The organism is Streptococcus caledonicus (assembly GCF_042656225.1).
In the GTDB taxonomy this organism is placed as follows: Bacteria; Bacillota; Bacilli; order Lactobacillales; family Streptococcaceae; genus Streptococcus; species Streptococcus caledonicus.
Genome location: NZ_JBHSOJ010000015.1, coordinates 78,107 through 92,761, shown reverse-complemented (window position 1 = coordinate 92,761; position 14,655 = coordinate 78,107). Strand labels below are relative to the sequence as shown.

Here is a 14,655-nt window from a genome sequence, read left to right as displayed (position 1 = left end):
GAGATTAGTTTTAAAGAGTAGGAGGGATGTATGGACGATAAAGATCGGATTTATCAGTTTGGCATGGGAGAAAATTTTCACGCTCAGAACTATTTAGGAGCACATCCTAAAGAACAAGGATATCAGTTTCGAGTATGGGCTCCAAATGCCAAAGAAGTAGCCGTTATTGGTGATTTTACAAACTGGACGGCTCAGCCTTTTCCATTAGAAAAAAATGAAGCTGGGGTTTGGGAGGGACATGTTGCAGAGGCAAAAACAGGTCAGCTTTACAAATATCTGGTGACACGACATAATGGTCAACAGGTTGAAAAACTAGATCCTTTTGCCTACTATCTAGAAGAACGTCCAAGTACTGCTGCAATATTACGCCCATTTTCAGAATACAAGTGGAAAGATGGGCTTTGGATGGGACGCCGCAAACGGTTTGGATTTAAAAAACGTCCCGTCAATATCTATGAAGTCCATGCTTCATCTTGGAAGAAAGGGATGACCTTCAAAGAGTTAACAAAAGAACTGATTCCTTATCTTACTAAGATGAATTATACTCATGTGGAATTTATGCCGCTGATGGCTCACCCACTAGGAGCTTCATGGGGTTATCAATTGATGGGGTACTTTGCTTTTGAGCATACCTACGGTACACCAGAGGATTTTCAAGAATTTGTTGATACTTGTCATCAACATAATATCGGGGTCATTGTCGATTGGGTGCCAGGGCATTTCACTCAAAATGATGATGCCTTAGCCTATTTTGATGGAACACCTACTTTTGAATATCAGGATCCTGATCGGGCAAAAAATTTACGTTGGGGAGCTTTAAATTTTGATTTAGGAAAAAATCAAGTTCAGTCTTTCTTAATATCATCTGCTCTATTTTGGATTGAACATTATCACATTGATGGAATACGGGTAGATGCTGTTTCCAATATGCTTTACAGAGACTATGATGAGGGACCTTGGACACCAAATATTTATGGAGGAAATCGTAACCTTGAGGGATATAACTTCCTACGTCGTCTGAATGGTATCGTGAAAGATAGGCATCCTGATGTAATGATGATTGCTGAGGAATCAACTGCTTCAACGCCAATTACAAAATGTTTAGAAGAAGATGGTCTTGGATTTGATTATAAGTGGAACATGGGATGGATGAATGACATTCTACGTTTCTATGAAAGTGATCCCATCTATCGGAAGTATGATTTTAACTTGGTTACCTTTAGCTTTATGTACTGTTTTAATGAACAATTTGTTCTACCATTTTCACATGATGAAGTGGTGCATGGTAAAAAATCTCTAATGCATAAAATGTGGGGTAATCGTTACAATCAATTGGCAGGCTTGCGAAATCTTCTCGCTTATCAAATCTGTCATCCGGGGAAAAAATTACTTTTCATGGGTTCTGAATTTGGTCAATTTTTAGAGTGGAAGTATGACTATCAAGTAGAATGGGACAATCTTTCTGAAGAGGACCAATTAAATCAAAAAATGCAAGATTTCACCAGTCATTTAAATCGTTTTTACAAGGACCATAGAGCTCTTTGGCAAAATGATGACAATTATGATGGTCTTGAAATCATTGATGCAGATAATAAGTCAGAAACAGTGCTCAGCTTTATTCGTAAAGATGATAAGGGAGACCTGTTAGTTTGTGTCTTTAATATGACCCCAGTAGAACGTAAGGATTTTACCATAGGTGTCCCTATTTCAGGCATTTATGAGGAAGTATTAAATACGGAAATGGAAAATTTTGGAGGTGTTTGGAAGGAACATAACCCACTGACCCGCACACAGCAAAATCAATGGAAGGATTACCAGCACACGCTGAGCTTTACTTTACCAGCCCTTGGAGCCAGTGTTTGGAAAATCAAACGGAAGTTGAAAAAATAGTTTTTCTTAGCTTATATCTGTTTTTAGTGATTACTTAATTTCAGATATCCCTTTTGTCGTTTCGCTTAAAGAGAAAACAGAAAAATGAGTTTTAATGTTTATCCAAAAGCATGCTTGCAGACACTTTTTAGGAAAGAGAAGATAATCTCTAGCTTAAGAATAGTCTCACAATGTACTTTCATCGAAGGAAGGAAACAATATGAAAAATGAAATGTTAGCCCTAATCCTTGCCGGTGGGCAAGGAACTCGTCTTGGTAAGTTGACTCAAAGCATTGCTAAGCCAGCTGTGCAATTTGGTGGACGCTACCGTATTATTGATTTTGCTTTGTCAAATTGTGCCAATTCAGGGATTAATAATGTCGGTGTTATCACCCAATACCAACCCCTTGCGCTCAATAGCCATATCGGAAATGGTTCTTCATGGGGGTTAGATGGTATTGATAGTGGAGCAACAATCTTACAACCTTACTCAGCTACAGAAGGTAACCGTTGGTTTTTAGGCACCAGTCATGCCATTTATCAAAATATTGACTATATTGATAGCATTAATCCAGAATACGTTTTAATCCTATCTGGTGACCACATTTATAAAATGGACTATGATGATATGCTCCAAACCCACAAAGACCATCAAGCTAGCTTGACTGTTGCGGTTATTGATGTTCCTTTAAAGGAAGCTAGTCGTTTTGGTATTATGAATACAGATACTAATGACCGTATCGTTGAATTTGAAGAAAAACCTGCTAATCCAAAATCAACCAAAGCTTCTATGGGGATTTATATTTTCAATTGGGATAAACTCCGTAAAATGTTGGTAGATGCTGAAAAAAATGGTGTGGACATGTCAGACTTTGGTCAAAATGTTATCCCGGCTTATCTTGATCAAGGTGAGGCCGTGTATACTTACAACTTTGCGGGTTATTGGAAAGATGTTGGTACCATTGAATCACTTTGGGAAGCCAATATGGAATACATCGGTGAAGACAATCAACTCAATAGTCGAGACCGTTCTTGGAAAATCTATTCTAAAAACCATATTGCGCCACCAAACTTTATTACTGATACTGCAAATGTCAAAGACAGTCTAGTTGTCGATGGTTGTTTTGTCGCTGGTGATGTTGATCATTCTATCTTGTCAACGAATGTTAAAGTTGAAGAAGGTGCAGTGGTTAAAGATAGTTTCATCATGAGTGGTGTAACGATAAAAGCTGGTGCCAAGATTACACGTGCTATTATTGGCGAAGGTGCAGTTATTAGTGAAAATGTTGAAATTGATGGAACAGAAGATGTTCAAGTAGTAGGCTACGATGAAGTAGTGGGGGTGCCAAATGAAGATTGATAAATACACAGCTATTTTAGGAAATACGATCGGTTATCCAGATATGGAAAGCTTGACAGCGAATCGACCATTGGCTAACTTGCCATTTGATGGGAAATATCGTTTGATTGACTTCCAGTTGTCTAGTATTGCAAATGCTGGTATCAGAAGTGTCTACGGTATTTTCCGTGGTCAAAATATTAGATCTATCTTTGACCATATTCGCTCAGGACGTGAATGGGGTCTCAATACCCTTCTTAGTCATTATTTCTTAGGTTTTTATAATACCGATGATGAGAGCAAGACTGCAGATGCTGATTACTATGACCAAATTCTAAATTATTTGAAACGTTCTGGTTCAGATCAAACGGTTTACATGTCTTGTGATATCTTAGCCAATATCAATTTAAAACAGGTTCTTCATGTGCATTCAGCGAATAAGCGTGAAATGACTGTTATTTATAAAAAAGTAGCAAAATCAAGTCTCTCATCTGATAATGAGCTTCTTGCCATTGATGAAAAAGATACTGTTGTTGGGAAAATTGCTGTTGAGAAAAGTGATGAGCCGGTTCCAATGTCGGCAGATATGTACGTGGTAAACACACCTTATCTGATTAAAAAATTAGAAGAGGAAGCTCAAAAAGAGAATCCACGTAAAATTCGTTTTGTACTCCGCGATTTAATTGTAGAAGCTGGTGCATTGGCATTTGAACACACTGGTTATCTCGCTAACATTACGTCTGTTAAATCTTACTATGATGCCAATATGGACATGCTTGATTCACAGAAATTTTATACCCTTTTCTACGGCAATCAAAAAGTTTACACAAAAGTAAAAAATGAAGAATCTACTTACTTTGATGACATGTCAACGGTAACGAACTCGCAATTTGCATCTGGTTCGATTATAAAAGGAACGGTTGAGCATTCCATTATTTCTCGTTCTTGTCGAGTTGAAGAGGGAGCAACAGTAGCTCATTCTGTAGTTTTTCCTAAAGTAAAAATTGGAGATGGAGCCACAGTTGAATATGCCATTATTGATAAGAATGTTACCGTACCAGCGGGTGTGACGCTTCGTGGTTCAGCTGAAAAACCGCTTGTTATTGCAAAAAATCTTGAAATCACAGGAGATATTATTCAATGAAAATCATGTTTGTAGCGGCAGAAGGAGCGCCTTTTGCCAAAACAGGTGGGTTGGGAGATGTTATTGGAGCACTCCCAAAATCCCTTATTAAAAAAGGGCATGAAGTCGCAGTTGTTTTACCTTATTACGATCTTGTCGCTCATAAATTTGGGGATCAAGTAGAGGATATTCTCTATTTTTACACCACTCTTAGTTGGCGCCGTCAATATGTTGGTGTTAAACGTATTATTCAGGACGGGGTCACCTTTTATTTCATTGACAATGAGCAGTATTTCCACCGTGGAAAAGTTTACGGAGAATGGGATGATGGTGAACGCTTTGCTTTCTTCCAATTAGCTGCGCTAGAAATGATGGAAAAAGTTGACTTTATTCCAGATATTCTTCACATCCACGATTATCATACAGCGATGATTCCCTATCTTTTAAAAGAGAAGTACCATTGGATTAATGCCTATAAGGACATTAAAACAGTTTTTACCATTCATAACATCGAGTTTCAAGGTCAATTTGATTCTGGTATGCTCGGAGATCTCTTTGGTGTTGGAGATGAACGCTATGTTGATGGTACATTGCGTTGGAATAATTGTCTCAACTGGATGAAGGCTGCGGTGCTTTATAGTGATCGTGTCACGACGGTTTCACCAAGTTATGCGGAGGAAATTAAAACCTCAGCTTTCGGTAAAGGTCTTGACCAAATCATGCGCATGGAATCAGGCAAATTAACGGGTATTGTCAATGGTATTGATACGGAACTCTTCGATCCAGAAACGGACAAACTTATTCCACATCATTTTTCAATCAACGACTTATCTGGTAAAACAAAGAATAAACTAGCATTGCAGGAACGCTTAGGATTACCTATTCGTGAACATGTCCCTGTTATTGGTATGGTTTCTCGTCTTACAGATCAAAAAGGATTTGATTTAGTCGTCAATGAATTGCATAATATTTTGCAAAATGATGTCCAAATCATTCTTTTAGGAACAGGCTATGCGGAATATGAAAATGCCTTTTCATGGTTTGGTAATGCCTATCCAGATAAAGTATCTGCTAATATCACCTTTGACTTAGAATTGGCGCAACAAATTTATGCTAGTTCAGATATCTTCCTCATGCCTTCAGCGTTTGAACCATGTGGTTTATCACAAATGATGTCGATGCGTTATGGAACACTACCAATTGTATCAGAGGTAGGTGGTCTTCGTGATACTGTTCAACCTTATAATGCTTATGATAAGACAGGAACAGGTTTTAGCTTTGGAGAATTTTCAAGTTACTGGATGTGTAAGACAATTGAATTAGCTTTAGACATCTATTATGATAATCCAGAAGATTGGAAACAACTTCAACTTAATGCGATGACTAAAGATTTTTCTTGGGACACAGCATGTGAAGCTTATCTGGAATTATATAAAACGCTTTAATGACGAACGTTGATAGAAGGACATCCCTTTCCAAAAGACAAGGGGTGTTTCTTTAGATATAATGAGTGAGAAAGAGACTTTCTATTTTTTATAAGTATAACCTATTGTGCCAGTTAAATTTATTTCAACAGACTTGCATTACAAATAATAGAGGTATCTGAAGCTACCGAACACTATTGTTTGAGTTTCTTTTTTACATAGTTACATAGATATCACTTAAACAGTATAACTATATGCAGATACAGTAATCAAGGGCGACGAAGTCGCCACATCCAGCACTTTCTGCAGTGGTGAGAGTGTGTGAGACAAAAATCGTTAAATCGCCACAAAATGACGATTTCGATTTTCCTTGCTCTCTGGTTTATAAGCTCAGGCTGAAACTGTCCACTGGACAGTTTCACTCCCACCTCCGCACAGTTCCAAAGGTCTGGGACACCTTTAGAGGTTGGAAATAAGATGAACGACGTTCATCACATTCGTATAGGACGGCCGCTAACGATTGCGTGGTACTAAAATAGTCCAGTGGACTATTTTAGGTGGACACTTGAAAATGAAGAGGTGTCCAGTTGTAAACTTCTAATCAACCACTGCGTCAAATTAATCTCTGCACTAAAATTTAAGAGGTTGGGATATTCTGTCTCACTCTCGATAGGGTTGGCAAGACTTAGGCTTGCCAAAAAGGAATGGAACTCCATAGGAGGTTTTGATGCTGACTTCGCCAGCTTCATTTACCACGGCGCTTCAAAGGTCTTCCCAGACCTTTGAAGCGCCCCGCATCACACAAGGATAAGTGCTAAAAAGAAAATAACTAGCACAATGGGGAAATATAGTCAATTTCTAAGATCATTAGATAGATCATATAAAAAGTCAATAATTTCCAACTAGAAAGGTTTTTATGGAACTCAAACATTTAACGAAAGAACAATTTATTCGTGACTTTAAAGATACATTACATGAAGAGCAACTAATTAAGGTCCCACGCGCAACACCTTCTGAACTTTTCATAACTTTAGCTAAATTGATTCGCAAATATTATACAGACACTTGGATTGCCCGTAATCATAAATTATCTGATAGGCAGGAAAAAATAGCCTACTATTTTTCAATTGAATTTTTACCAGGTCGTATGCTTGAAACTAATCTTCTCAACTTAGGGATTCTTGACCTTGTTAAAGAAGGTTTTGCGGACCTTGATGTTGATTTTGAGGCAGTGGTACAAGCAGAGCATGATATGGCGCTTGGTAATGGTGGTCTTGGTCGTTTAGCAGCAGCCTTTATGGATTCATTGGCGACAACTGGTTACCCTGGCTTTGGAAATGGCTTGCGCTATCAATACGGACTCTTCAAACAACGCATTGTTAATGGCTATCAAGTCGAATTACCAGATTCATGGTTTGGGTCAATTGGAAATGTTTGGGAAGTTCGCAAAGATCACGATGTTGTTGATGTCAAACTGTTTGGTGATGTCTATCTTCAATCTAATGAAGAAGGACGTATTGTACCGGTTCATAACAATGCTCAAGTTCTTCGCGCAGTTCCTTATGATGTCCCACAAATTGGCTTTGAAAACAATGTGATCAACAATTTGCGACTTTGGGATGTTGAAATTCCAGAAGAGTATGAGCTATATTATCCAACCTTAGAAGCTAGGCGTCGTGTGCAAGATATCACAGCAATTTTGTATCCTGATGATACCAGCTATGAAGGTAAAGAGCTTCGCCTGATTCAAGAATACTTCATGACAAGTGCCGGTCTTCAGACAATTATCAAGTCTTATCTTAAAATGGGATTGCCATTGGAAAAGATTCACGAAAAAGTGTCTGTTCACATTAATGATACCCACCCTGCGGTAGCACCAGCAGAGTTTATGCGCCTCTTGCTTGATGATTATGGATTAGAATGGGATGCAGCTTGGAATGCGACTGTTCAAACCATGAGTTATACCAACCATACCATTTTGTCAGAAGCATTGGAAAAATGGGATGCTGGCCTCTTCAAGCATGTTTTACCACGCGTTTACCAAATTATTCTTGAAATTGATCATCGTTTTGTTACAAATTTGGCACAAAATCATACTGATGCTGGTTTGATTGAACGTACTCGTATTGTGAAAAATGGTCAAATTCACATGGCCAATCTTGCCATTATTGGTGGGCATTCCGTCAATGGTGTTGCTAAATTGCACACGGAACTTCTAAAAGAAGACACGCTTCACGATTTCTATGTGCTCTATCCAGAGAAATTTAATAATAAGACCAATGGTATTATTCAACGCCGTTGGACGCAAATTGCGGCCCCAGAATTGTCACAAGCTATTGATCAAACCATTGGTAAAGGATGGCGCAAGGATATCCATGAACTAGAAAAATTAACTGCTTATGCTGACGACGAACAAGTGCTTAATACTTTCTATCAAGTGAAGAAAGAAGCTAAGGCGCGTCTTGCAGCCTACATTAAAGAGACAACGGGTATCGAAGTCTCTACTAATGCTATCTTTGATGTTCAAGTTAAGCGACTTCACGCTTATAAGCGCCAGTTGCTGAATGTTCTTCATATCCTTAAACTTTACCATGATTTGAAAGATAATCCAGATAAAGATATGGTTCCTCGCGTCTTTATTTTTGGGGCTAAAGCTGCACCAGGCTACCATTTTGCCAAATCAGTGATTAAATTAATCAATGAAATTGCTAATCTTGTCAATCATGATGTTTCACTTCAGGATAAACTCAAAATTGTTTTCCTTGAAAACTATAATGTAAGCCTTGCTGAACTTATTGTCCCAGCAGCAGATGTCTCAGAACAAATCTCTCTTGCTTCTAAAGAAGCCTCTGGGACATCTAATATGAAATTCATGATGACAGGTGCAGTAACACTTGCCACACTTGATGGCGCCAATATTGAAATCAAGGATGAAGTTGGAGACGATAATATCGTTATCTTCGGTATGGATAAGGATGCCGTTTATCGTCACTATGCAGCACATGATTATTACTCTCGCGGTCTATATGAGAGTACCCCAGTTATTCGCCGTGTCGTTGATAGTTTTGTCAATGGCACTATTCCAAACGCTCAGAGTGAAGGAACAGAAATTTATGAGGCTCTCATCACACACAACGATGAATACTTCTTGCTTGAAGATTTTACCGCTTATGTTGAGGCTCAAGAACGTATTGATAAGCTATATCGTGATCCAAAAGCTTGGTCTCGTGTTAGTCTCATGAATATCGCAAAATCGCACAAGTTTACTTCAGATGACACCATTACTGAGTATGCTGAAGATATTTGGGATTTGAAAAAATAACTATAGTGATTGAGAGGTGGAACAAGAATTTCAACCTCTCTTTTGTTTGTTATGCGACGTCTAGCGCCTAAAGGGAGTACGATTTAACAAGACACCTCTACTTTAACATAAAGAAAAAGTAGTGAGTACTCTTTACCGTTGGAGATTTCCTCACTATTAATCTTAGTATGTTTGTTTAATACTCTATAAAAATCAAAATTAGGCAAAGATAAAAACATTTTTCTCCAGTCTCCTTATGTGGTTGGCGCGCTAGTAATATTCATTTTAAATCAAAATCTGATAACTTGTATTCACCATTTTCTGGACAGTTAGTCTTATGTGGTAGGGACGATCCAAAGGTATGGAGACCTTTTGAGGTAGGAACTAAAGTTGGCATCAAGACATTCTAACGGAGTTCCATTGCTTATTTTTAAGCCTAAAATCTCCGTTCTCTTTTGACCACGGTGGCAACTGTCTGTTTTGAGCGACCTTGTAGTCGCATTTTAAGCTGACGATAAAAATGTTAACTGGTGAATACTATTTCTGAACAGGAGGTTAGTCTCAAATATAAATTATAAATCTGGTTGCATTTCTACAGTAAGAGATATCTAACCCCCTCCAATTGTTATAATATAAGGTCCACAATTTTAAATTTAGTACGAACTTTTGATGTCATGGCTAATTTTAAAGTCTAGAGTTTTCAAGTTGCCCTGCCATAACAACAAAGCTACCATGACTTTAACCACTACAGAGACTGGAAGACTGTTGCTTTCGTCCCTCACCATCTGAGGAATAGTTTTTTAGTCAACACCGTTTCATTTTAATTTTGAATGAGCATAATATTAGTCAATGTTGGTCAAAGAACCTAGACTAAATCGAAACGAAAGCGCCATCAATTCTGATATTTCATTGACATTTGAAAGAAATAGGACTAAAATGGCTAGGTAAAAAATTTTTTAAGGAGAAACTCTAATGAATCTTGGTATTTTGGCGCTCGGTTTAGCTGCTCTTGGGGGATCGGTTGGTATTGGTCTCTTGGTAAGTAGTGTTTTGCAATCATCTGCTCGCCAGCCTGAGATGTTCGGAAAATTCCAAACAACAATGTTTTTGGGAATTGCCTTTATTGAAGGGATGTTCTTTATCACGCTTGCTATGGCTTTTGCAATGGGTTAAAGCAAAGGCAGTTTATAATAGATAAGGAGAATTGACAATGGATCATTCAACTCCAAGTGTCCACTTAGGACCAATTGTCATTGACCTCACCATATTGAGCATGTCTCTATTAACGGTAGTCTTAACTTTTGGTTTTATATTTTGGGCCAGTAGAAAGATGACGTTAAGACCTTCTGGGAAACAGAATGTTTTAGAGTACGCCTATGAGTTTGTCTATGGTGTGGCTAAGGGAAATCTAGGAGAAAGTTACTCTCGGAAATACCTTCTTTTTTTATTTAGTCTCTTTATGTTTCTTTTAATAGGAAATAATATTGGTCTTGTAACGAAGTTAGAATCTGCGTCAGGTGAGAATCTTTGGATGTCACCAACGGCAAATATGATGTTTGACTTTGGTTTATCTTTGATTGTTACGGTGTTTTGTCACGCTGAAGGAATTCGTCAACGTGGTTTTAAAGCCTATCTTAAAGCATTTGTTACTCCAGCATACATGACACCGATGAACATTATTGAAGAATTTGCAAATTTCCTTTCTTTGGCGTTGCGTCTTTATGGAAATATCTTTGCAGGGGAAGTATTGATTGGTCTTTTGGTACAATTAAGTCATTCTCACATTCTTTGGCAGCCGGTATCAGTTCTTTTAACGATACTTTGGATAGCCTTTTCAGTATTTGTCTCTTGTTTACAAGCTTATGTCTTTACCATGCTGACATCATTATATCTCAGCAATAAGGTTAATGGACATGGACATTAAAAAAGTGTAAGGAGTTTTTCATGTTAGTAATGCATAGTGTTTCAGTAGGAACGCTTTTAGGTAATTTCATCATTGTGACAGGCTCATTCCTAACGTTGATGATTTTGATTCGTATTTTTGCTTGGTCGAAAATTACTGGTATTTTTGATGACCGTGCTAAGCAGATTTCTGATGACCTTGCAAAGGCAGAGGAAGCTCGTGTTAAAGCAGAAGGTTATGTTAGCGAACAAGAACAAGTCCTAAAAGATAGTCGTCTTGAAGCAAGTCAGATTATTGGTCAAGCTAATGCTAGGGCTGCTCACGATAAAGAAGCCATCTTAACCCAAGCTAAAGAAGAAGCACAGTCTATCAAAGATAAGGCGCGTGAAGATGCTGAAGCCATTAAAGTGGAAGCAGTTGAATCTGCAAAAGAGGAGATTGCTGCATTAGCAATTGATTTGGCAGAGCGTATCTTGGTACATAAACTGAATGAAACTGAGAGAGAAACTTTAGTTGACCGTTATCTAGATCGTCTAGGAGAAAACTAATGGACTTAAAGAAAGAAGCCTTAGTGCACAAGTATGCTCAAGAATTGGTTCAGAACGCTAAATTTCGTGATCAGCTGACGGTTCTTTATGAAAATACTTCAGATCTTATTGCTATTTTTTCTGAGACCAAATTGGACTCTGTTTTAGGCTCTGATAAGTTTGATGCAACTGAAAAAGCAGGTCTTCTTCATAAATTGAGTCGGCCCGAATCGCCTCTTTTAAATACGTATTTAGATACTGCTGTTGCAGAAAAAGAATTTGGTATGATTTTGCCAGTTTTACAAGAAGTTCTTGTGAAGATTGGTGAGGAGACTCAGATTTTTGATATGGAAGTGGTGGTTGCTCAGCCATTGACCTTAGCTCAAAAAGAACGTATTCGTCAAATTGTGGAATCGAAATTTTCCATTAAAACCCATCATCTGTTTGAAACAGTAGATGATGGAATTATTGGTGGCTTTATTATTAAAGTCAATAACCAAATTATTGATGCCAGTGTGCGGACACAAATTCAAGAAATTAAACAAAAATTGTAAAGATAGAAAGTGGTGTAAGCTTGGCTATAAATGCACAAGAAATCAGTGCCCTTATTAAGGCACAAATTGATAACTTTCAACCCAATTTTGAAATCACAGAAACCGGTATCGTAACTTACGTTGGTGACGGAATTGCTCGTGCCAGTGGTCTAAATGCTGCCATGAGTGGGGAACTTTTAGAATTTGCTAACGGTTCTTATGGTATGGCACAAAACCTTGAAGCTACGGATGTTGGGATTATTATTCTCGGTGATTTCTCAGATATCCGTGAAGGTGATATTGTAAAACGTACTGGGAAAATTATGGAAGTTCCAGTTGGAGAAGCGCTTATTGGGCGTGTCGTTAATCCTTTGGGACAACCTGTAGATGGTCTTGGTGAGATTGTTACAACTGGCTTTAGACCTGTTGAGACTCCAGCACCGGGTGTAATGCAACGGAAATCAGTTTCTGAGCCAATGCAAACAGGCTTAAAGGCAATTGATGCCCTAGTTCCAATTGGCCGTGGTCAACGTGAGTTGATTATCGGTGACCGTCAGACAGGTAAAACTTCTATTGCGGTTGATGCTATTTTAAACCAAAAAGACAACGATGTTATCTGTATCTACGTTGCTATTGGTCAAAAAGAATCAACGGTTCGTACTCAGGTTGAGACCCTGCGTAAGTACGGTGCCCTTGATTATACTATTGTTGTGACGGCATCTGCTTCACAACCTTCACCGTTGCTTTACATTGCTCCATATGCGGGTGTGGCAATGGCAGAGGAGTTTATGTATCAAGGGAAACACGTTTTGATTGTCTATGATGACTTGTCAAAACAGGCTGTCGCTTATCGTGAACTTTCTCTCCTTCTTCGTCGTCCACCAGGTCGTGAGGCTTATCCGGGAGATGTTTTCTATCTCCACTCACGTTTGCTTGAACGTTCAGCTAAGGTATCTGATGACTTGGGAGGCGGTTCAATCACTGCTCTGCCTTTTATTGAAACCCAAGCAGGAGATATCTCAGCCTATATTGCAACCAATGTGATTTCGATTACAGATGGTCAAATTTTCTTGCAAGAGAATCTCTTTAACTCTGGTATTCGTCCTGCCATTGATGCAGGGTCATCAGTTTCACGTGTTGGTGGTTCAGCTCAAATCAAAGCAATGAAAAAGGTTGCTGGTACCCTTCGTTTGGACCTTGCGTCTTATCGTGAACTTGAAGCCTTTACGCAGTTTGGTTCTGACCTTGATGCAGCGACTCAGGCCAAACTCAATCGTGGTCGTCGTACGGTAGAAGTGCTTAAACAACCAATTCACAAACCACTTCCAGTGGAAAAACAGGTTGTTATTCTCTACGCTTTGACTCATGGTTTCCTCGATGATATTCCAGTCAATGACATCTTAAAGTTTGAAGAGGAATTGTATCATTATTTCGATATGCATTATAGTTATATCTTTGATACTATTCGTATGACAAAAGATTTGCCTGAAGATGGGGTACTGGATACTGCTATTCAAGATTTCAAAGATCATTCATTTTTTAATGTATAAGGAGGACTGACTAATGGCAGGATCTCTTAGTGAAATCAAGGCGAGAATTCTTTCAACAGAGAAGACCAGTAAGATTACCAGTGCTATGCGGATGGTATCATCCGCTAAATTGGTGAAAGCAGAGCAAGCAGCAAAAGATTATCAGATTTATGCAGCTAAAATTCGTCAAATTACAACTGATTTTCTAAAAACAGAATTGACATCAGGTTCTGATAATCCTATGCTAGCCTCACGCCCTATTAAAAAGACTGGTTATATTGTGATAACCTCTGATAAGGGACTTGTTGGTGGTTATAATGCCAAACTGCTTAAAGCCGTTTTGGAGCTGATTGCTGATTATCACGAAGAGGGGGCTGAAGATTACGCTATTATTTCAATTGGATCAATCGGTTCTGATTTTTTCAAAACACGAGGCTTGCCAGTTTGTTTTGAAATGCGTGGTCTTGAAGACCAACCCTCATTTGATCAGGTGAGTCGCATTATTTCTCAATCAGTTGAAATGTATAAAGAGGAATTTTTTGATGAGTTGTATGTCTGCTACAATCACCATGTTAATAGTTTGACCAGTCAAGTTCGTGTTCAGAAAATGTTGCCTCTTTCAGATCTTGTAGCAGAAGAAGCTACGGATGAAGGTGTGACAGGCTTTGAATTAGAGCCAAGCCGTGAAGCGATTTTAGAGCAATTGTTACCACAGTACACAGAGAGTTTGATTTATGGTGCCATTGTTGATGCAAAGACAGCAGAGCATGCTGCGGGCATGACCGCCATGCAGACAGCGACTGATAATGCAGAAAAAGTGATTGGTGATTTGACGATTCAATACAATAGAGCTCGCCAAACAGCTATTACGCAAGAAATTACAGAGATTGTTGCGGGAGCTAATGCCCTTGAATAATTTCTCTTTTGTTAGAAATCATCTAAAAATTCGTGTCGATTGAATGGATTTTTACAAAATTAACAGAAAGGATGGTTCAGTTGTACTTGCCACTGTTTTGACAAGACAAATTGAACAAGCCCTGAAGGTGTATGAAAATTCTCTTTAAATTAAGTGGGATAAGCTGAATTTAAGAGGTATTCTAAAAACAC

Annotated in this window: 11 protein-coding genes; all 11 read left to right on the top strand. The window is 38.4% G+C overall.

Annotated features, from left to right (window positions below):
- Positions 1-30 precede the first annotated feature (30 nt).
- The 11 genes from glgB (at position 31) to ACFPQ3_RS02200 (ending at position 14,464) form a co-directional block, all read left to right on the top strand.
- On the top strand, positions 31-1,890 hold the full coding sequence (gene glgB, locus ACFPQ3_RS02250; RefSeq protein ID WP_156807030.1) for a 1,4-alpha-glucan branching protein GlgB: 1,860 nt from the start codon (positions 31-33) through the stop codon (positions 1,888-1,890).
- Positions 1,891-2,089: 199 nt separating this feature from the next.
- Entirely contained in the window at positions 2,090-3,229 is a 1,140-nt protein-coding gene (locus ACFPQ3_RS02245; RefSeq protein WP_156807031.1) for a glucose-1-phosphate adenylyltransferase, read from the top strand.
- On the top strand, positions 3,219-4,352 hold the full coding sequence (gene glgD / locus ACFPQ3_RS02240; protein WP_156807032.1) for a glucose-1-phosphate adenylyltransferase subunit GlgD: 1,134 nt from the start codon (positions 3,219-3,221) through the stop codon (positions 4,350-4,352). The genes ACFPQ3_RS02245 and glgD overlap by 11 nt, the downstream gene beginning before the upstream one ends.
- Positions 4,349-5,776 carry a glycogen synthase GlgA gene (glgA, locus tag ACFPQ3_RS02235; protein WP_156807033.1) on the top strand — a complete coding sequence of 476 codons (1,428 nt, stop codon included), beginning with the start codon at positions 4,349-4,351 and terminating at the stop codon, positions 5,774-5,776. The genes glgD and glgA overlap by 4 nt, the downstream gene beginning before the upstream one ends.
- Before the next feature lie 895 nt (positions 5,777-6,671).
- Positions 6,672-9,077, top strand: a complete 2,406-nt coding sequence (locus ACFPQ3_RS02230) for a glycogen/starch/alpha-glucan phosphorylase (RefSeq protein WP_156807095.1) — start codon at positions 6,672-6,674, stop codon at positions 9,075-9,077.
- Between the two features lie 951 nt (positions 9,078-10,028).
- Entirely contained in the window at positions 10,029-10,229 is a 201-nt protein-coding gene (gene atpE / locus ACFPQ3_RS02225) for an ATP synthase F0 subunit C (protein WP_027974710.1), read from the top strand.
- Positions 10,230-10,266: 37 nt separating this feature from the next.
- Positions 10,267-10,980 carry a F0F1 ATP synthase subunit A gene (gene atpB, locus ACFPQ3_RS02220; RefSeq protein ID WP_156807096.1) on the top strand — a complete coding sequence of 238 codons (714 nt, stop codon included), beginning with the start codon at positions 10,267-10,269 and terminating at the stop codon, positions 10,978-10,980.
- Between the two features lie 20 nt (positions 10,981-11,000).
- On the top strand, positions 11,001-11,507 hold the full coding sequence (gene atpF / locus ACFPQ3_RS02215; protein WP_156807097.1) for a F0F1 ATP synthase subunit B: 507 nt from the start codon (positions 11,001-11,003) through the stop codon (positions 11,505-11,507).
- Positions 11,507-12,040, top strand: a complete 534-nt coding sequence (locus ACFPQ3_RS02210; protein WP_156807098.1) for a F0F1 ATP synthase subunit delta — start codon at positions 11,507-11,509, stop codon at positions 12,038-12,040. The genes atpF and ACFPQ3_RS02210 overlap by 1 nt, the downstream gene beginning before the upstream one ends.
- Before the next feature lie 20 nt (positions 12,041-12,060).
- Positions 12,061-13,569 carry a F0F1 ATP synthase subunit alpha gene (atpA, locus tag ACFPQ3_RS02205; RefSeq protein WP_156807099.1) on the top strand — a complete coding sequence of 503 codons (1,509 nt, stop codon included), beginning with the start codon at positions 12,061-12,063 and terminating at the stop codon, positions 13,567-13,569.
- A gap of 13 nt (positions 13,570-13,582) precedes the next feature.
- Positions 13,583-14,464: a F0F1 ATP synthase subunit gamma gene (locus ACFPQ3_RS02200; RefSeq protein ID WP_156807100.1), complete on the top strand. Its 882-nt coding sequence runs from the start codon at positions 13,583-13,585 to the stop codon at positions 14,462-14,464.
- Positions 14,465-14,655 lie beyond the last annotated feature (191 nt).